Origin of the sequence: Nocardia kruczakiae NBRC 101016, from assembly GCF_001612965.1 — a bacterium.
GTDB classification, from domain to species: domain Bacteria; phylum Actinomycetota; class Actinomycetes; order Mycobacteriales; family Mycobacteriaceae; genus Nocardia; species Nocardia kruczakiae.
In genome coordinates, this window is the sequence record NZ_BDBL01000025.1 from 101547 (window position 1) to 118908 (window position 17362).

At 67.3% G+C, this 17362-nt stretch carries 22 protein-coding genes; 7 read left to right on the plus strand and 15 right to left on the minus strand.

From position 1 onward, the window contains the following. Positions 1-56: 56 nt before the first annotated feature. Complete coding sequence (locus NK1_RS18805) at positions 57-1307, minus strand: SidA/IucD/PvdA family monooxygenase (RefSeq protein WP_084461176.1); 1251 nt, start codon at positions 1305-1307, stop codon at positions 57-59. Between the two features lie 255 nt (positions 1308-1562). On the opposite strand from NK1_RS18805, the gene NK1_RS18810 reads away from it, so the two are divergent. Next, the gene (locus tag NK1_RS18810; protein ID WP_036498181.1) at positions 1563-2027 is read left to right on the plus strand and encodes an MTB12 C-terminal domain-containing protein; all 465 of its coding nucleotides are present in this window, start codon (positions 1563-1565) and stop codon (positions 2025-2027) included. A 55-nt stretch (positions 2028-2082) separates the two neighbouring features. Here the strand turns inward: NK1_RS18810 and NK1_RS18815 are convergent, their stop codons facing one another. Beyond that, on the minus strand, positions 2083-2670 hold the full coding sequence (locus NK1_RS18815; RefSeq protein ID WP_063010342.1) for a DUF8817 family protein: 588 nt from the start codon (positions 2668-2670) through the stop codon (positions 2083-2085). Positions 2671-2721: 51 nt separating this feature from the next. Between NK1_RS18815 and NK1_RS18820 the strand changes: the two genes are divergently transcribed. The 5 genes from NK1_RS18820 (at position 2722) to NK1_RS18840 (ending at position 8812) form a co-directional block, all read left to right on the plus strand. Beyond that, positions 2722-3300: a PadR family transcriptional regulator gene (locus NK1_RS18820; protein WP_063010344.1), complete on the plus strand. Its 579-nt coding sequence runs from the start codon at positions 2722-2724 to the stop codon at positions 3298-3300. Positions 3301-3336: 36 nt separating this feature from the next. Then, positions 3337-4278, plus strand: coding sequence for an RluA family pseudouridine synthase (locus tag NK1_RS18825; RefSeq protein WP_063010346.1), 942 nt, complete (start codon positions 3337-3339; stop codon positions 4276-4278). Between the two features lie 104 nt (positions 4279-4382). Further along, complete coding sequence (locus NK1_RS18830; RefSeq protein ID WP_063010400.1) at positions 4383-5141, plus strand: CPBP family intramembrane glutamic endopeptidase; 759 nt, start codon at positions 4383-4385, stop codon at positions 5139-5141. A 193-nt stretch (positions 5142-5334) separates the two neighbouring features. Further along, complete coding sequence (locus NK1_RS18835) at positions 5335-7311, plus strand: hypothetical protein (RefSeq protein WP_063010348.1); 1977 nt, start codon at positions 5335-5337, stop codon at positions 7309-7311. A gap of 196 nt (positions 7312-7507) precedes the next feature. Further along, positions 7508-8812 (plus strand): acyltransferase, encoded by a 1305-nt coding sequence (locus tag NK1_RS18840; protein WP_167354274.1) that lies wholly within the window; start codon positions 7508-7510, stop codon positions 8810-8812. Here NK1_RS18840 and NK1_RS18845 read toward each other — a convergent pair. The 13 genes from NK1_RS18845 to rpsJ all read right to left on the minus strand — a co-directional run bounded on the left by NK1_RS18845 (position 8755) and on the right by rpsJ (position 16391). Continuing rightward, positions 8755-10071: a flavin-dependent oxidoreductase gene (locus NK1_RS18845; protein WP_063010352.1), complete on the minus strand. Its 1317-nt coding sequence runs from the start codon at positions 10069-10071 to the stop codon at positions 8755-8757. The two genes, NK1_RS18840 and NK1_RS18845, sit on opposite strands and share 58 nt — an antisense overlap. A 176-nt stretch (positions 10072-10247) precedes the next feature. Then, positions 10248-10907: a YdcF family protein gene (locus NK1_RS18850; protein ID WP_063010354.1), complete on the minus strand. Its 660-nt coding sequence runs from the start codon at positions 10905-10907 to the stop codon at positions 10248-10250. Positions 10908-11106: 199 nt separating this feature from the next. Then, positions 11107-11403, minus strand: a complete 297-nt coding sequence (rpsQ, locus tag NK1_RS18855; RefSeq protein ID WP_036498176.1) for a 30S ribosomal protein S17 — start codon at positions 11401-11403, stop codon at positions 11107-11109. Continuing rightward, on the minus strand, positions 11400-11639 hold the full coding sequence (gene rpmC, locus NK1_RS18860) for a 50S ribosomal protein L29 (RefSeq protein ID WP_025347181.1): 240 nt from the start codon (positions 11637-11639) through the stop codon (positions 11400-11402). The genes rpsQ and rpmC overlap by 4 nt, the downstream gene beginning before the upstream one ends. Next, positions 11639-12055, minus strand: coding sequence for a 50S ribosomal protein L16 (rplP, locus tag NK1_RS18865; protein WP_030513364.1), 417 nt, complete (start codon positions 12053-12055; stop codon positions 11639-11641). The genes rpmC and rplP overlap by 1 nt, the downstream gene beginning before the upstream one ends. A 3-nt stretch (positions 12056-12058) precedes the next feature. Then, positions 12059-12856, minus strand: a complete 798-nt coding sequence (rpsC, locus tag NK1_RS18870) for a 30S ribosomal protein S3 (protein WP_030513363.1) — start codon at positions 12854-12856, stop codon at positions 12059-12061. Then, complete coding sequence (gene rplV, locus NK1_RS18875; RefSeq protein ID WP_025347178.1) at positions 12857-13264, minus strand: 50S ribosomal protein L22; 408 nt, start codon at positions 13262-13264, stop codon at positions 12857-12859. After that, positions 13261-13542: a 30S ribosomal protein S19 gene (rpsS, locus tag NK1_RS18880; RefSeq protein WP_030513362.1), complete on the minus strand. Its 282-nt coding sequence runs from the start codon at positions 13540-13542 to the stop codon at positions 13261-13263. The genes rplV and rpsS overlap by 4 nt, the downstream gene beginning before the upstream one ends. Before the next feature lie 14 nt (positions 13543-13556). Beyond that, on the minus strand, positions 13557-14387 hold the full coding sequence (gene rplB / locus NK1_RS18885; RefSeq protein ID WP_036498168.1) for a 50S ribosomal protein L2: 831 nt from the start codon (positions 14385-14387) through the stop codon (positions 13557-13559). 33 nt (positions 14388-14420) lie between these two features. Then, complete coding sequence (gene rplW / locus NK1_RS18890; protein WP_025347175.1) at positions 14421-14726, minus strand: 50S ribosomal protein L23; 306 nt, start codon at positions 14724-14726, stop codon at positions 14421-14423. Then, on the minus strand, positions 14723-15409 hold the full coding sequence (gene rplD, locus NK1_RS18895; protein WP_063010355.1) for a 50S ribosomal protein L4: 687 nt from the start codon (positions 15407-15409) through the stop codon (positions 14723-14725). The genes rplW and rplD overlap by 4 nt, the downstream gene beginning before the upstream one ends. After that, positions 15406-16071 carry a 50S ribosomal protein L3 gene (gene rplC / locus NK1_RS18900; RefSeq protein ID WP_036498166.1) on the minus strand — a complete coding sequence of 222 codons (666 nt, stop codon included), beginning with the start codon at positions 16069-16071 and terminating at the stop codon, positions 15406-15408. Before rplC ends, rplD begins: the two co-directional genes overlap by 4 nt. A gap of 14 nt (positions 16072-16085) precedes the next feature. After that, positions 16086-16391, minus strand: a complete 306-nt coding sequence (gene rpsJ, locus NK1_RS18905) for a 30S ribosomal protein S10 (protein WP_003938093.1) — start codon at positions 16389-16391, stop codon at positions 16086-16088. Between the two features lie 466 nt (positions 16392-16857). On the opposite strand from rpsJ, the gene NK1_RS18910 reads away from it, so the two are divergent. Further along, a complete protein-coding gene (locus tag NK1_RS18910; RefSeq protein WP_063010402.1) occupies positions 16858-17334 on the plus strand; it encodes a hotdog fold domain-containing protein in 477 nt (158 codons plus the stop codon). The last annotated feature ends 28 nt before the right edge of the window (positions 17335-17362 follow it).

Consider the following 17362-nt stretch of genomic DNA (forward strand, 5'->3'; position numbering starts at 1 on the left):
AAACCGAACCTCTTCCCTAGAACTAAGGGTAGCCTAGCCTACAGTTTGCCGGGCGATCATTCCGGGCGCTGCCCGGCCCCGATCCGTGCCACCGCGGGGGCCCGGCGAACCGGCACCTCACCCAGCACCCGATCCGAAAGTTCGCCCAGGCAGCTGAGATTGGGGAAGCCGGGCCCCTGCGCCATCCCCGCGAGATTCGGCAGGTAGAGCTTGGCGTCGAGGCCGGACACCGCCAGATCGTGGCCGATGGCCGCCTCCAGCCGGGCATGGGTGACGGGCCCGCCCACCGCGAGCTCCACCAGATCCGAGGCATCGGCGTCGAACAGATCCAGGAACCACAGCGGCTGGCCGCCGGTCGCGTCGACCACCAGATCGAAGGCGTGCATCTGATCGGGGCGCAAATCGTTGCGCAAGGTGAGCGCCACCCCCTCGCCGCGCTCGGCCACCCGCACCACGCGTCCCTGGAGATGATGAACGCGATTGTCCCCCAGCACGTTCTCCTGCACCCGCACCGAGAACACGCCACGATCGGTGCGGCGGATGACGTCGCGACGCTCCTGCAGGCTCAGCGCCCGCCACTTCGCCGGATCGCTGAACAGCGCGTTCTCGAAATAGCTTTCGCCGCGGGTGTAGATGGTGGCGGCGGGCGAGATCACCGACACGGTGAGGACGTCGTGGCGGACCAGTTCGTCCACCGCCGACCCCGCGGTCTCACCGCCGCCGATCACCGCCGCGCGCGAGGAGACCGGCAGCCGGCGCTTACCGGCGAGATCCCAGAAATCCGCGATGCTCAGCACCTTCGGATGTTCGGCCAGCGCCCGCCGGCTGTCGCCCGGGCCGGTGATCATCAGCCCGTCGCAGTCGATTTCGGTCTCCACGCCGGCACTGTCGGCCACCGCGACCAGCCAGCCGTCGGCGGCCGGGCGGATCCGGCGCACCGCGCCCATCACCATCTCGACCTCGGCCTTACGGGCGACCCACTGCAGATAGTTGGCCCAGACGTGGTGATGCGGATTGGGCCTGCCCCGGTCGACCCATTCGGCATAGGTGCCGTTCTCGACCAGGAACGAGCTCCAGCTGTAGGCGATCATCGCCCGGTCGATCGCGCGGTTGTGGCCGCGCGCCCAGGTGGAGTGATACGGGAAGCCGACATCCTTTTCGGGGCTGGTGCCGAGCCGGTGCTGGCCGTCGGTCCATCCGCCGCTGGGCAGCCAATTGCCGCCCACCGCATGCGGTTCCACCACGACCACGCGCGGAGCGGGTAACCCCAGGTCCCGCAGCACCCGAGCCTTCGCCGCCACTGCCATCGCTTTCGGCCCGGCTCCGACCACGAGAAGCGTCTTCACTGGTTCTCCCGTTCTGTGATTCCAGCCACCACTCAGCCGGTCGCCGGGGCGTTCAGCTGCGCAGATCCGACATATCGGGAAGAGCGGATCCGCCCGAAGTCGACTGAGTATTACCTACCTTTGCATAGGCTTACCTTATATTGCTTAGTGGTGCCAGCCCTTGCGGAACGATTGCGAGGCACGGCACTCCTGTCCCCCAACTGATCGGATACGACCATGATCAAGATCAAATCCCGTGCCGTTGCGGCGTTTTCGCTGGCCGCCGTGGTCTTCGCCGGCGGCGTCGCTTCTGTGACCCCGGCCGTCGCCGCGCCGATCGCCGCCCCTGTGCACGCCGCCGCTCCGGGCGTCGGCGAGCTGCAGAGCAAGCTGCAGTTGGTGCTCGACCCGAACGGTTCGCGGTCCGCTCGCGCCAACGAGCTGGAGGCCGGCGAGGCCGGTCTGAGCCTGGTCGACCAGGTCGGCGGCGTCATGGCCTCGGTGCCCGGATTCCAGTGGCAGGCCGTCGCTCCGGTGAACGTGCAGGGTGACACCCTCACCCACAACCTGCAAATCAACGTCCCCGGCTTCGATGCCATGTACATCGAGCTGAAGTGGAAGGACATCGACGGCACCTGGAAGCTGACCCGCGAATCCGAGTGCACGATCGCCTATTACGCGAACCTCCCCTGCACCGTCTAGTGCCCGGAGCGGTCCCGGGCGCCCGCCGTCGTGCCCGGGACCGCCATCGCGGACGCTAGGGCGACTCGCCCGACAGCTCCGCCCGCTCCCGCCGCGCACGCTCCAGATCCTCCGGCGTCGCGGTCGGTCCGTATCTGCGCAGGCCGACTTCCAGCACTCGCAGCGCCGCCGCGTCGTCGTTCTTGAAATCACGCAGTATGCGCACATTGTCGAGCACCCGAGCGAGACCTTCGAGTGCCGCGGACCCGCCGTACTCCAGGTCGCGCGGCTCGTCCCGTTGGATCACCAGCACGTGATTGCCCGCGGGATCCACCATCGTGAAGCGGGTCTGCCCGGGCTTGAATCGCGTGATTCGCGGCATCCCCTTGGCCGGCACCTTGCCGAGCCGCGCGCGCAGCGCGGCAGTGAATTCGCCGTGATAGGCGCCGACGTCGTCGACGAGAATCAAACAGCTGAGTTCCGCGTCGACGCCGTCGGGCCGGGCGGTGAAGTGCAGTTCGTACCCGCTGCGCGTGACAGCGCCGTACACGTAGGGGCGAGTCTGCTCATAGGTGACCTCGAAACCGAGGCCGCGGTAGAAGTCGAGCACTTCGGACAGCTCGGACTTACGGCTCCACAACAACGGCACCGCACTCTCGGGCATCCCACATCCTCCCGGTATTCAAATTTGACTAGTGGAGGTTATCATCCATTCGTGTCCACAGTGCGATTACTCGTCCTCGGCGTGATCCGGTTGCGGCAGCCGACATACGGCTACGCGGTTCGGCGCGAATTGCTGTCCTGGCGCGCCGACACGTGGACGAATGTGAAGCCCGGCTCGATCTACCACGCCCTCAAACAGCTCACCCACGAGGGCAAACTGCAGGCGAGCGGAACCGAGGCCAGCAGCACCGGGCCCGGCCGCACCCTCTTCGAAATGACCGAGGCCGGTGACGCCGAGTTCCGCACCCTCCTGGACGCGGCGCTGGTCAGCATCGATATGGAGGAACTCGGTGCCGGTATCGCGTTCATGGACACCCTGCCGCGATCGCATGTCATCGGTCTGCTGCGACAGCAACGGCAACGCAGTGCGCAGGTGCGAGACGAACTACTCGCCATGAAGGCCGACTACCCGCCTCGGTACGAAGCTCCGCATTCCGCCGACCTGCTCGAGCTGTGGAGCGGCACATTCGACAACCTGTCGCAGTGGACGGCCGGCGTGCTGGAACGGCTCGAGGCCGGCCGCTATCGAATGGCAGACGACCGACCGGCGGCACGGGACCGCGACCTCTGATCCGGGGCACCGCGGCGCTGTCGTTAGGGTCGTTACGTGCGACGCCGGCAACAGCCGCCGCTGCCCAAGCGCCACGGACTCGATCCGGCGCGGCTGCGGTTACCCGAAGACGGAACCTGGGCGACGATTCGCGACCATCTGGTCCATCGGCTCCCCCGGGTCCCCGCCGCGCGCATCGACGAGATGCTCGCCGGCGGTGACATCGTCGACCTCGACGGTCCGATCGAGCCGGACGCGCCCTATGTCCCCGGGGGCGCGGTGTGGTTCCACCGCGATCTGCCGAACGAGACACCGGTGCCCTTCGACGTCACCGTGGTACATCGCGACGACCATCTGCTGGTCGTCGACAAACCACACTTCCTGTCCACGATTCCGCGCGGACAGCACATCCTCGAGACCGCACTCGTCCGGTTGCGGCGCGACCTGGACCTCCCGGATCTGGTGCCCGCGCACCGGCTGGACCGGACCACGGCCGGACTGATCCTGTTCGTGGTCGATCCGGCGCGGCGCGGGGCGTATCAGACCCTGTTCCACCAGCGCCGGGTGCACAAACAGTACGAGGCGATCGCGCCCTACGATCCCGAACTGGCCCTGCCCCGCACGGTGCGCAGCCGAATCGTCAAGGAGCGCACGATCCTTCGCGCCTTCGAGGTCGAGGGCGAACCCAACGCGGAAACGCTGATCGAACTGATCGAGCACCGCGACGGCCTCGGCCGCTACCGGCTGAGCCCGCACACCGGCCGCACCCATCAGCTGCGACTGCACATGAACGGGCTCGGGGTGCCGATCCTGGGAGACGACTTCTATCCCGACCTCACCGATCGGCCCGTGGACGATTTCACCCGGCCGCTGCAACTGCTGGCCGCGCGACTCGCCTTCACCGACCCGATCAGCGGGACCGAGCGGGTGTTCGAGACCACGCGGACCCTGCAGGCGTGGACCGATTACGCGGGCTGGAGCGGCGAACCGACCGGATAGCGCGAATGGTCGTTCGCCCGCGAGCCGCGACACCGGCGTCCGACGCGTCGATCGTGACCCGCCGAACACGGCGCACCCGCGCGGATGAACGTAGACTGGCGACGATGTCTCGAAACGATAACGGGGTTGTGCAGTCCTCGGCCCCGGTCGACGCGGGGCGCCGGTTACACGCTTACCTCGACGTCGCCGTCGTGGTGGCGGTGCTGGCCGGTACGAATCTGATCGCGCATTTCACCTCGCAATGGGCGAATATCGCGACCGTTCCGGCGGCCGCGGTGATTCTCGTGCTGTTGATGCGGCGACGCGGGCTCGGCTGGGCGGAATTGGGGCTTTCGCCGCGGCAGTGGCGGCGCGGAACGCTCTATGCGCTCGGCGCGGTCGCGATTGTCGTGGGCGCGGTGGTGATCGGCGCACTGCTACCGATTACGCGGCCGTTCTTTCTCGCCAATCGATATGCGACCCTGTCCGGGGCATTGATCGCCTCCATGATCGTCATTCCGCTGCAGACCGTGATTCCGGAGGAACTCGCCTTCCGCGGCGTCCTGCACGGCGCACTGGATCGAGCGACCGGCGCACGCGGTGTATTCATCGTCGGGTCACTGCTTTTCGGCTGCTGGCATATCGCCTCGTCACTCGGCTTGACCAGCGGAAACCGCGGTTTGAGCACACTGCTCGGCGGTGGTGTGGGCGGGCAGATCGCCGGAATCGCACTGGCCGTCCTGGCCACCGCGGCCGCCGGTGTGATTTTCACCTGGTTGCGCCGGCGCAGCGGAAGTCTGCTCGCGCCGATCGCACTGCACTGGTCGCTCAACGGGGCGGGCGCGCTCGCGGCGGCCATTGTCTGGCATACCGCCGTGCACTGAAATTCCGCTGTCGCAGCGCAATTCGGAATCGCCGGGCCGAGCAGCCCATTTGCATATTCACCCGAACTGATGTTCGGTGAAAGCGTTGACCGCGCCGATGGTCCGCGATTACTCTCTCACTTCGATCACACATATGTTCGAGTACTCGGGTAATCGACCTCGGTAGCGCGGCTGCTGCCGGGAAAGGCACGCCATGCTCGACGAGCAGTCGACCACCACGACCGCCGTCCCTCCGGCGGACTCCGCGCACCCTCCGACCCACGACGCCGCACTCCCCTCGGCCACGCCGAAGGCCGCCCGGCGCCGGGGCGCCACCGAGCACTCCCCGCAGGCGGAGCTCGACGCGCTCGCCCGGCGGGTGGCGACCGCGCGGGACAAGCTGCCCCTGCAGGCGGACCCGGCGCTGTTCGCCGAACTGTCCGATCGGGAGATCGCCGCCGAACGCGATCTCGCCGAATGGATTCGCACCCAGCGCCGCCGGCAGCGCAAGCGCGCGGTGACGGGCCAGCTGTCGGCCGAGAAGCGTGATCGCCGCGTCGCTCTCGCCCTGCGCCGGGCCGACGACGCGGACGCCCGCTGGCACCGGCGGGCCCGCGCGGCGCGCATGCGGGTGTCGAATCCCGATGCGCGCCTGGCGCAACTGTTCCGCCGCGCCGAATGGTCCTCGCGGGCACTGATCGGCGTCGTCGTCCTCGGCATGGTGTGGGCGGGGGTGAACGTCCAGCACAACCTCGTGCCCAGCGGCGACATGTCGGATCCGCTGTACTGGCTCAGTTACGGCTTCGAGGCGATGATCTCGATCCCGATCATCACCATCATGGTGGTCGCCACCACCGCCGCCCGGTGGGGCCGCGATATCGACCGCGGCAAGGTCGTCTTCCTGGAAACCGCGCTGCTCGGCGTCACCATCGCCCTCAACGCCGGCCCACATCTGGTCGCGGGCGCACCGGCGCGCGCCGCCGAGGCCGCCGTCGCCCCCGTCATGGTGGGCGTCGTGATCTGGTTGCACGCCTGGGTTTCCGCGCGCTACGCCCAGCTCATCGACGACATCCCGATGGAGGACATCGACTCCGATCTGCCGCCGACCGGGTACCGCCCGAGCTACCGCGGCGACGACCTTCCGGACTGGGCGGAGGCGCGTCCACTGCCCGAATCCGCCGGGACCGCGGAATTCCCCAGTTATCCACAGCTCCCGTCGACCACTGCGCCGCAACCGGTTTCGGTGGCGGGGTGGGATGCCTCGCTGCTGCTCGCGGACGCGGTGGAACGTTGCCGGCCTACGGCTGCCACGGTGGACGCGGCCGAGGCAGCGCCCGAACCCGTGTCTTCCCCGTCGCAGTCCGCCGCGCGCACCACACCTACCGTTTCGGTGGCGTTCGAATCGCCGGGCCCCGCTCTCGCCGAGCCGGCCGCGGCAGACGAGGTGGTCACCGACGCGACAGCGACCAACGACCCTACCGACGCGACGGCCACCGACGACTCCGCCGACGCGGCAAAGGTAAAGGCCGACCAGCCGTCGGTAAACGCCTCGGCGCCAACGGAGGTCGCGGAGGCCGAGGCGCCCGCGCGCTCCGATGAGCGGTCGGGATCGCACGGTGCCGGGCTGCGGATCGTCTCCGACGAACCGCGCAAGACGCGCACGCGGCGGGCCGTGGACGACGCCGTGCAGTTGGTGCTGGGTGATCCGGTCGCCGAAGCACCGCGGGCGAACGCGGCCGCGCAGGACGTCGAACGTACGCTATCGCCGGACGACACCGCCCCCCTGCTCGACACCGATATCGACGCCGCCGCCCTGCCCGATACCGAGATCGCGGAGGTGGACGAGGCCGAATTCGCCGATATCGAGGACGTCGCCGCCGGTGAATCCGCCGCTGAGGAATCCGCCGCCCCGGACTTTGTCCCTGCCGAATTCGCCTCCGTCGATTCCCCCGCTGTCGATTCGGCGGAGGACGAGACCGGCGAGGTCGCCATCCGCTCGGTTGCTCACGAGATCCGCCGCCGCGGCCTGTCCAAGCTGTCTGTCGACCAGCTCGCCGAAATCCTGACCCTCACCGACGAATCGTGGACTCCGGCCGCGATCGGTGCCGCCATCGGCCTGCCGGGCTCCCGGATACTGGGAATTCTGGAGGCGGCGCGCCGCATCAGCATGCCCGTGGCGGTCGGCGGCTGAGCGCCGATTCGCGACGCCGTTACCAGCCGGTTCAGGCGCCTCGAAGGGCCCGATAAGGAACCTCACAGGCTCGGTCGTAATCATGGAGTGCGACGACCGACTCGAGGAAGCAGATGATCGAGACCTTTCCGCGAGCGCATTCGTCGGCGACCTTGCTGCGCGACGGACGGTGCTCCTGCCCACGGATCACGGCACGATGAGTACGGCGATTGCGACCTCGGTCCGCGGTACGCCCACCTCCGTCACGACCGAATCCGGAGAGGCCGCACAACCCCGGCCGTCGCGGCCCTATCTGCATCAGGTCAACCTGTTCCGGATCCTGACCTTCGCCAGTGTGATCGCCGTACACGTGATCGACAGATCCAGTGATCCGAACAATGTGTCGGCGAACGGGGTCATGGTGCTGCTGCACTTTCCTCGCGAGGCCTTCTTCACACTGACCGGATTCGTGCTGATCTACCAGTACGCCGACCGGTCCTTCGACGCGCCACACTTCTGGCGCCGCCGCTTCGCCCTCGTCGGCATCCCCTATGTCCTCTGGTCGGTGTTCTACTGGGGATATTCGGTGGTCGCCGGTATTCATGAGGAGTCCGCGGCGGGAGCGGTACGCCGGTTGGCGGTCGAACTCGTGACCGGAGAGGCCTGGTATCAGCTGTACTTCCTGCTGGTCTCGATGCAGATCTATCTGCTCTTCCCGCTGTTGCTCCGGTTCGTCCGCTGGTCGGCCGGCCACCACCGCTGGGTGCTCGCGACGAGTGCGCTCGTCCAAGCGGGCATGCTGGGGGCCCTCACGCATCCGCCGACGCTCACCGGTATGCCGGGGCAGCTGTGGGACCACCTCTACGTGACGGTACTGCCGTACCAGTTCTACATCCTGTTCGGCGCGGTCGCCGCCTGGCATATCGGCACCGTCGACCGGGCCGTGCGCCGCTTCGGCCCGCTGCTGATCCTCGGCACTGTCCTCGTGGCGGCGGGCGCCGAGTGGTGCTATCAGCACGCCGTCGCGGGCGGAACCACGCCGTGGCAGGCCGACAACGTCTTCAACCCGTACATGGCCGTCTATTTCGTCGCGCTGATCGTCGGCCTCTACACCGTGAGTACGTGGTGGTCCTGGCTGCGTCCGAAGTACCGCGTCGTCGGCCGCATCTCGCGCTACGGCGCCGATCGCTCGTTCGCGGTCTTCCTGATGCATCCGATCGTGCTGGAACTGCTGATCCCCCTCTACCCGCGGCTGCACGACGCGGTCGGCGCCGTGGGCGCGACGGCGCTGTTGTTCGTCGCGGTCCTGGCGGTGACCCTCGCGATCGTCGGCGTGGTGCGCCACGCGCCCGGCAGTATCTACCTCACCGGCCGGCCCCGGATCGAAGGAACCACCCCGCTCGGACGTCGATTGCGGTCACTGGGCTCGACAGCGCCGCAGCGCGCGACGGCGTTCGAGACCGGTCACCGCGTCCCTGAGTCGTACGGACGGCCGTCGTCCGCCGAGGCACCGGCGGCATAGGTCGTGGCTTCTGCCGCGACCGCGTCCGATGCGAGGTCGACGGGAACAGCAGCACTGGCATGGCGGTACGCCTCGGCAAGGCCGGCGAGTTCGGCCGCGGTGAGCACCTCCTCGATCCGATCGAAGCCGAGCGGCGCCCGTTGCGCCACCGCGTGCAGCACCCGGTCCATCGGCATATCACGGTTCGCCAGCACGATGGCGTTGACCGCCTTCCGCCGGACCTGCTCGTAGCGCGCCAGCCCGGCGATCGGATCGGCGGCCGCCGCGAGTTCGGACGCCAGAACGCCGGCATCGAGAATGGCTTGCGAGCCGCCGTTGGAGCCGACCGGATACATCGGATGGGCGGCATCGCCCATTATCGTGACGCGTCCGGTCCCCCAGTGCGGCAACGGGTCTCGGTCGACCATCGGATACTCGAGCACCTCGGCGGCGGCGCGCAGCAAGCCGGAAACGTCGACACCGGCCAGGTGCCAACCGTCGTAGTGCGGGAGCACATCCGCCAGCCGCCCGGCGCGATTCCAGTCCGGGCTCTGCGCCGCCGTATCGGGCACGCGCACTTCGGCAACCCAGTTCACCAGCGAGCTCCCCCGACGATGCGCGGCGCCGGAAATCGGGTACATGACGAATTTCGCGGCGTGGTTGGAACCCGCGACCACCATCGTCCGGCCGTCCAGGAAAGGCCGAATCTCACTGACGCCCCGCCACATTCGAATGCCGTTCCACAGCGGAGGACCCTCGGCCGGGTGCAATTGCGCTCGGACGGCCGAATGCAGACCGTCGGCGCCGATCAATACATCCGCGGTCTCCTCGACGAAGTGGCCCGCGGACCGGTCGCGGAACCGGCAGCGCACCCCATCGGCGTCCTCGGTGAACGAGTGCAGCGCCAGCCCTTCACGCACGGCGTCCGCTCCCAGCCGGGCACGCACCAGCTCCACGAGCAACTCCTGCAATTCGCCGCGATGGACCGCATACTGCGGCCAGCGCTGACCGGCGGCCAATCCGCGTGCCTCACTCCAGATTCGATTCCCGAACCGATCCAGGTGCAGCGTTCGCGACGTCGCGATCGCGCAATCGGACAGGGCCGCACCGATTCCCAGCTCGACCAGTTCCCGCACCGCATGGGGCAAGAGATTGATCCCGACACCGAGGGGACGCAGTTCGGTCACCGCATCGAACACCACCGCGTCGATACCCACCCGGTGCAGACAGGCCGCCGCGGTCAGCCCGGCGATCCCTGCGCCCGCGATCACAACCCGCATCACCGCTCTCCCGCCGGTAGTCGCAGCGAATCGAAATTCCCTACACCCCACACCTTCTCGTTCCTCCCGCCGATGTCCGGAGGACGCGACCAATCTACCGATTCTCGGCTGTGGGCAACCCAGTCAATCACCGTCGGTGGGTATGTCCCGATCGACGGCCACCGGCGGCCGGCCGGTTACCCGCGCGGTGGCAGCAGACGTCCGGTGAAGCCGGCCGCCACCAGCCGCTCGTACGCGACGCGAACCGCGTCCGGAACATCCTGTTCGATCGCCCATCCCTCGGCCGCATACCGCCACACCCGTTGCGTATCCCCCACCAGCATCGTGACGACCCGCTCCGCATCGCCGATCCGCGCCACATAGTCGTCCAGCGACTCCGGCAGCGATCCGCACACCACCTCGACCTCCGGCCAGCGCTTCCGGCAGGTCGCATAACTGCGCCGCTGTTGATACGGCCGGCAGATCAGCAGAACCGACCGCACGACGCGACCTGAGTCGCGCAGCAACGCCCGCGAAAGGTCGATGTTCTCAGCGGTATTCGTGGCGCGCGGCTCGACCAGGACAGCGTCGTCCGGAATCCCCTGCGCGACAGCGTGTTCCCGATAGTGAACCGCTTCCCCGTCCGGAAACTCGGCCACCGTCGTGGGCGCGTTGGCGCCACTGAACACGATCGTCGAAAAGATCCCCCGCCGAAACAACTCGACCGCATACACCGCCACCCCGATGTCGTGACTCCCCAGCCCGATCCCCACATCCACCGGCCGCACCTCATGCCCCATGAGGTTGTACTCCCACAGGGTGCGGACATCTGGTCGAATACGCTCGGGAATCCGCATCCGACGATCATACGAACGCGGCGGACACTCGCCGGCCGGTGTGGTCGTAGCAGACCCGTCGCGTACGAACGAGCTGCCGGTCCGGCGAAGCCGCAAGCGGAATGATCGGCCTCGGATGCACGAAGGCCCGCTTCCCGAACCGGGAAGCGGGCCTTCGTATTTCGACTACACAGCCGAGGCCGGAGAAGAAGGAGTCTTCCTACTTCGCCTTCTCCAGGACCTCCACCAGCCGCCACCGCTTGGTGGCCGACAGCGGACGGGTCTCCATCAGCTGCACGCGGTCGCCGACACCGGCGATCTCGTTCTCGTCGTGCGCCTTCACCTTCGAGGTGGTGCGGATGATCTTGCCGTAGAGCGGGTGCCGGTTACGGTCTTCCAGCTCGACAACGATCGTCTTGTTCATCTTGTCGGAGACGACGTAACCGACACGCACTTTGCGCGAGCCACGTTCGGTCTCCTTGGCCGGCGTCTTGGCCGGGCCCTTTACGTCGCTCATGCGGCGTCTCCCTTGCCTTCAGGACCGGAGGCCAAGCCGAGCTCGCGCTCACGCATGACCGTGTAGATGCGCGCGATCTCGTGACGAACCACACGCAGGCGCCGGTTGTTCTGCAACTGGCCGGTCGCCATCTGGAAGCGCAGGTTGAACAGCTCTTCCTTCGATTCACGCAGGCGGGCGACGAGCTCGTCCTCGTTGAGCTCGCGCAGGTCTGCGGCCGGAGTTCCGGTAGCCATCAGAACTGCTCCTCCCTGGTCACGATCCTGCACTTCATCGGGAGCTTGTGCATCGCGCGGCGCAGCGCCTCACGAGCGGTCTCCTCGTTCGGGTAAGACATCTCGAACATCACGCGACCCGGCTTGACGTTCGCGACCCACCACTCCGGCGAACCCTTACCGGAACCCATGCGGGTTTCGGCCGGCTTCTTGGTCAGCGGGCGATCCGGGTAGATGTTGATCCAGATCTTGCCGCCACGACGGATGTGGCGGGTCATCGCGATACGCGCCGACTCGATCTGCCGGTTGGTGACGTAGGCCGGCTCCAGAGCCTGGATGCCGAAGTCACCGAACGCCACCGAGGTGCCGCCCTTGGCCATACCGGTACGACGGGGGTGATGCTGCTTGCGGTGCTTGACCTTGCGGGGCATCAGCACGGGTCAGCCCTCCTGGTTCTCTGCCGGCGGCTCCGCCACCGCGGTGGCGGCCCGACCGGCTTCAGTGCTGGTCGCGGTGGTGCCGGACGAACCGGACCGCCGCGGACGGCTCGGCCGCTCCCGACGCTCGCGACGCTCGGGCTGCGCGGCGGCGGCGGTGACCTCACGCTTGCCGCCGACGATGTCGCCCTTGTAGATCCACACCTTCACGCCGATGCGGCCGAAGGTGGTGCGAGCCTCGTACAGGCCGTAATCGATGTCGGCGCGCAGCGTGTGCAGCGGCACCCGACCCTCGCGGTAGAACTCCGAGCGCGACATTTCGGCGCCACCGAGGCGGCCCGAGCACTGCACTCGAATGCCCTTGACGTTCGGCGAACGCATGGCCGACTGGATGGCCTTGCGCATCGCGCGACGGAACGCCACACGGTTGGACAGCTGCTCGGCCACACCCTGGGCAACCAGCTGCGCATCCGACTCGGGGTTCTTGACCTCGAGGATGTTCAGCTGAACCTGCTTGCCGGTGAGCTTCTCCAGCTCGGCGCGGATGCGGTCGGCCTCGGCGCCGCGACGGCCGATCACGATGCCCGGACGCGCGGTGTGGATGTCCACCCGGACGCGGTCACGAGTGCGCTCGATCTCGACCTTCGAGATGCCGGCCCGCTCCATACCCGTGCTCAGCAGCTTGCGGATCGCTACGTCTTCCTTGACGTATTCCTTGTACTGCTTGTCGGCGTACCAGCGGGACTTCCAATCGGTGGTGATACCGAGGCGGAAGCCATGGGGATTGATTTTCTGTCCCATTTACTTAGCCCCTCCCTTCCGGCGGCTACGAGCCGGGGCGGCGCTGGCGACGCTCTCGACCTCGATCGTGATGTGGCTGGTGCGCTTGCGGATCCGGAACGCGCGGCCCTGGGCACGCGGCTGGAAACGCTTCATGGTCGCGCCCTCGTCGACATACGCCGTCGAGATGACCAGGGTGTCGGGGTTCAGGCCGAAGTTGTTCTCGGCGTTCGCCGCGGCGCTTGCCACGACCTTGGCGACGGGTTCGCTGGCGGCCTGCGGCGCGAAGCGCAGGATGTTCAGCGCATCCTCGACCCGCTTGCCGCGGACCAGGTCCACGACGCGGCGAGCCTTCATCGGAGTGACGCGAACGTGCTTCGCGGTCGCGCGCGCGGTCGGGTTCTGAAGCGTGGTGTCTTGTTCGCTCATCGCCGCTTGCTCTTCCGATCTTCCTTGACGTGGCTCCGGAACGTCCTGGTCGGCGCGAACTCACCGAGCTTGTGCCCGACCATGTTCTCCGAGACGAACACCGGCACGTGCTTGCGGCCGTCGTGGACCGAGAACGTGTGGCCGATGAAATCGGGGATGATGGTCGAACGACGCGACCAGGTCTTGATGACCTGCTTGGTGCCCTTCTCGTTCTGGACGTCCACCTTCTTGAGGAGGTGTTCGTCGACGAACGGGCCCTTCTTGAGGCTGCGTGGCATCTTTAACCTCCTCCTTAACGCTTCTTGCCGCGGCGGCGGACGATGAGCTTGTCGCTCGGACGGTTGGGCTTACGAGTACGGCCTTCGGGCTTACCCCAGGGCGAGACCGGGTGGCGACCACCGGAGGTCTTGCCCTCACCACCACCGTGCGGGTGGTCGACGGGGTTCATGACGACACCACGGACCGTGGGGCGGCGACCCTTCCAGCGCATACGGCCGGCCTTACCCCAGTTGATGTTCGACTGCTCGGCGTTGCCGACCTCGCCGACGGTGGCGCGGCAGCGCACGTCGACGCGGCGGATTTCACCGGAGGGCATACGCAGGACGGCGTAGGCGCCTTCCTTACCCAGCAGCTGGATGCTCATACCGGCGGCACGAGCCAGTTTGGCGCCGCCGCCCGGACGCAGCTCCACCGCGTGGATGGTGGTACCGGTCGGGATCGAACGCAGCGGCAGGTTGTTGCCGGGCTTGATGTCGGCGCCGGTGCCGGACTCGATCCGCGTGCCCTGGGCGATGCCCTTCGGAGCGATGATGTAGCGCTTCTCGCCGTCGGCGTAGTGCAGCAGGGCGATGTTGGCGGTGCGGTTCGGGTCGTACTCGATGTGAGCGACCTTGGCCGGGATGCCGTCCTTGTCCAACCGGCGGAAGTCGATCAGACGGTAGGCCCGCTTGTGACCGCCACCGCGATGACGGGTGGTGATCCGGCCGTGCGCGTTACGACCACCGGACTTGGTGAGCGGGCGCAGCAGCGACTTCTCGGGAGTGGACCGGGTGATCTCGGCGAAGTCCGAAACGGACGACCCGCGCCTACCCGGCGTAGTCGGCTTGTACTTACGGATTGCCATGAGTTCTTCTCTGCTTTCTGAAGATCCGACCGCTTAGGCGACCGGGCCTCCGAAGATCTCGATGGGCTTGCTGTCGGCCGAGATGGTCACGAGCGCGCGCTTGGTGCTCTTGCGCTGGCCGTAACCGAAGCGGGTCCGCTTGCGCTTGCCCTGACGGTTGGCAGTGTTGACGCTGGTGACCGTGACGCCGAAAACCTTCTCGACGGCGATCTTGATCTGCGTCTTGTTCGAGTCCGGGTGCACCAGGAAGGTGTAGGTGCCCTCTTCGATCAGCCCGTAGGACTTCTCGGAGATCACCGGCGCGAGCAGAATGTCGCGGGGGTCGGCGATGGTGGTCACTTGCTTTCCTCCTGTGCAGACTCGGCCGGGCCGTGCACGAACGCGTTGAGCGCCTCGACGCTGAACACGACGTCGTCGCTGAGCAGCACGTCGTAGGTGTTCAGCTGGTCCGGCGCGATCGGGTGCACACCCTGCAGGTTCGCCACGCTCTTCCACGCGGTGACATCTTCGCGGCCCACCACGACCAGAACCTTCTTGCGGTCCGACAGCTCGGCCAGGAAGTTCTTGGCGGCCTTGGTCGACGGCGTCTGGCCGGCGACCAGTTCGCTGATCACGTGGATGCGCTCGTTGCGGGCCCGGTCCGAGAGGGCGCCACGCAGGGCGGCGGCCTTCATCTTCTTGGGCAGGCGCTGCGAGTAGTCGCGCGGCTGCGGGCCGTGCACGGTGCCACCACCGGTGAACTGCGGCGCACGGGTCGAACCCTGGCGGGCGCGGCCGGTGCCCTTCTGGCGGTACGGCTTCTTACCACCGCCGCGGACGTCGCCGCGGGTCTTGGTGGCGTGCGTGCCCTGGCGAGCCGCGGCCTGCTGGGCCACGACGACCTGGTGCATCAGCGCGATGTTGGCGGTCGCGTCGAAGATCTCCGCGGGGAGTTCGACGGTGCCGTTGGTCTTGCCGCCCGGCTCTTTCACCGGAAGCGTAAGATTGGTCGCCTTTTCCGACTTCACAGTGTCGGTGCTCATGCCCGGGCACCACCCTTCGCAGCACTCTTGACGATCACGATGCCGCCCTTGCGGCCCGGGATCGCGCCCTTGATCAGCAGCAGGCCGTTCTCGGCGTCCACCTTGTGGACCGAGAGGTTCTGCGTGGTCACGCGGTCGTTACCCATCCGGCCGGCCATCCGCATGCCCTTGAACACACGACCCGGGGTGGAGCAACCACCGATGGAGCCCGGCCGGCGGTGCACGGCCTGCGCACCGTGGGCCGCGCCCTGGCCCTTGAAGCCGTGACGCTTCATGACACCGGCGTAGCCCTTGCCCTTGCTGGTGCCGGTCACGTCGACGTAGGTGCCCTCTTCGAAGACATCGGCCGACAGTTCCTGGCCCACCTCGAACGAGCCGGCGTCGGCGACGCGGATCTCGGCGACGTGGCGACGCGGGGTGACACCGGCCTTGGCGAACTGCCCGGCGACGGGCTTGATCACCTTGCGCGGGTCGATCGCGCCGAAAGCGATCTGAACGGCGGAGTAGCCGTCGCGCTCCTCGGTGCGGATCTGGGTCACCACGTTCGGCCCGGCCTTGACGACGGTCACCGGAACGACGCGGTTCTTCTCGTCGAACACCTGGGTCATACCGAGCTTGGTGCCCAGGATGCCCGCGGCGGGCCTGTTCTTGTTGTCAGTCATATCTGCAATCCCCGTCACTGAATGTTGACGTCGACGCTGGCCGGCAGATCGATGCGCATGAGCGCGTCGACCGTCTTCGGCGTCGGGTCGAGGATGTCGATCAGCCGCTTGTGCGTGCGCATCTCGAAGTGCTCGCGCGAGTCCTTGTACTTGTGCGGCGAGCGGATGACGCAATACACGTTCTTCTCGGTCGGCAACGGCACCGGCCCGACGACGCGGGCACCGGTGCGGGTCACCGTCTCGACGATCTTGCGTGCAGACGCATCGATCGCCTCATGGTCGTAGGCCTTGAGCCTGATGCGGATCTTCTGTCCCGCCACGCTGAGTGTCCTTTTCTCCGCTTACGTTGTGACCCAGAAGCTTTCGCTCCCGAATCACCCTCATTTGCACAGCCCGAACACACGAAGACGCATCAGCCACCATCACGACCGGGGCGCACCCGATCCATCGCCGCTGTTCATCTGTCATGGTTCTTCCGGTCCACGCGGTCGGGCGTGTCGCCTCTCCGCTCATTCTCCGACCCCGGGCATACTTCACCTGGTGGGTCTCGGAACTTCGTCCCGGACGTACCCGCGCCGGACTCGACGCCGATACTCAGTGGGTCCTGCTCACCTACCGGCGATGGACGCACACCACCGCTGCAGGCAACCCGAACAGTATGCCCGAGGCCCCCCACCCACTCCAAATCGGGGGTCGTCCGCTCCGGCGGACATGCCGCGGTCCTGGTCGGACGGTACCGGACCGGGTCGCGGCGCGTCGAACTTACTCAAGAGTAAGATGCCGACCATGAGCACAGAGACCGCCACGTATCGCGGCTGGAAGAAGCTGCCCGACAACCGGCTCGGACATGCCCTGTTCTCGGTCGGCATGATCGCCCGCGTCCCCTACTTCGGCACCGTCGTCCCGAACGTCGTGCGGCTGGAGCCGGGATTGTGCGAGGTCACCGCGCCGAAATGGTTCGGGATCCACAATCATCTGGGCACCTTCCACGCGATCGCGGCCTGCAATCTGGCCGAGGTCGCGATGGGCATGCTGAGCGAGGCGACGGTGCCGACCACCCACCGCTGGATCCCCAAGGCGATGAACGTGCAGTATCTGGCCAAGGCCGAATCGGGTCTGCGCGCAGTCGCGAAACTCGACCGGATCCCGGACTTCGACGCCCTCACCGAGGGCACGGAAGTGGTTGTCCCCGTGTCGATCTACGACAAACACGGCGTCGAGGTCGTACACGCCGACATCACCACCTGGGTGACGCCGAAGTAGCCGATCCGGCTCGGCTCGCCGGGGCGCC

What these genes read in the sequence shown, in the direction of transcription:
- rpmC (WP_025347181.1), bottom strand. Translation starts at nt 11,639, where the DNA reads ATGGCTACCGGAACTCCGGCCGCAGACCTGCGCGAGCTCAACGAGGAC.
- rpsS (WP_030513362.1), bottom strand. Translation starts at nt 13,542, where the DNA reads ATGCCACGCAGCCTCAAGAAGGGCCCGTTCGTCGACGAACACCTCCTC.
- rplV (WP_025347178.1), bottom strand. Translation starts at nt 13,264, where the DNA reads ATGAGCGAACAAGACACCACGCTTCAGAACCCGACCGCGCGCGCGACC.
- NK1_RS18840 (WP_167354274.1), top strand. Translation starts at nt 7,508, where the DNA reads ATGAGTACGGCGATTGCGACCTCGGTCCGCGGTACGCCCACCTCCGTC.
- NK1_RS18910 (WP_063010402.1), top strand. Translation starts at nt 16,858, where the DNA reads ATGAGCACAGAGACCGCCACGTATCGCGGCTGGAAGAAGCTGCCCGAC.
- rplB (WP_036498168.1), bottom strand. Translation starts at nt 14,387, where the DNA reads ATGGCAATCCGTAAGTACAAGCCGACTACGCCGGGTAGGCGCGGGTCG.
- NK1_RS18810 (WP_036498181.1), top strand. Translation starts at nt 1,563, where the DNA reads ATGATCAAGATCAAATCCCGTGCCGTTGCGGCGTTTTCGCTGGCCGCC.
- rpsQ (WP_036498176.1), bottom strand. Translation starts at nt 11,403, where the DNA reads ATGAGCGACGTAAAGGGCCCGGCCAAGACGCCGGCCAAGGAGACCGAA.
- rplD (WP_063010355.1), bottom strand. Translation starts at nt 15,409, where the DNA reads ATGAGCACCGACACTGTGAAGTCGGAAAAGGCGACCAATCTTACGCTT.
- rplC (WP_036498166.1), bottom strand. Translation starts at nt 16,071, where the DNA reads ATGACTGACAACAAGAACAGGCCCGCCGCGGGCATCCTGGGCACCAAG.
- NK1_RS18850 (WP_063010354.1), bottom strand. Translation starts at nt 10,907, where the DNA reads ATGCGGATTCCCGAGCGTATTCGACCAGATGTCCGCACCCTGTGGGAG.
- rpsC (WP_030513363.1), bottom strand. Translation starts at nt 12,856, where the DNA reads ATGGGACAGAAAATCAATCCCCATGGCTTCCGCCTCGGTATCACCACC.
- NK1_RS18830 (WP_063010400.1), top strand. Translation starts at nt 4,383, where the DNA reads ATGTCTCGAAACGATAACGGGGTTGTGCAGTCCTCGGCCCCGGTCGAC.
- NK1_RS18815 (WP_063010342.1), bottom strand. Translation starts at nt 2,670, where the DNA reads ATGCCCGAGAGTGCGGTGCCGTTGTTGTGGAGCCGTAAGTCCGAGCTG.
- NK1_RS18845 (WP_063010352.1), bottom strand. Translation starts at nt 10,071, where the DNA reads ATGCGGGTTGTGATCGCGGGCGCAGGGATCGCCGGGCTGACCGCGGCG.
- NK1_RS18835 (WP_063010348.1), top strand. Translation starts at nt 5,335, where the DNA reads ATGCTCGACGAGCAGTCGACCACCACGACCGCCGTCCCTCCGGCGGAC.
- NK1_RS18805 (WP_084461176.1), bottom strand. Translation starts at nt 1,307, where the DNA reads ATGGCAGTGGCGGCGAAGGCTCGGGTGCTGCGGGACCTGGGGTTACCC.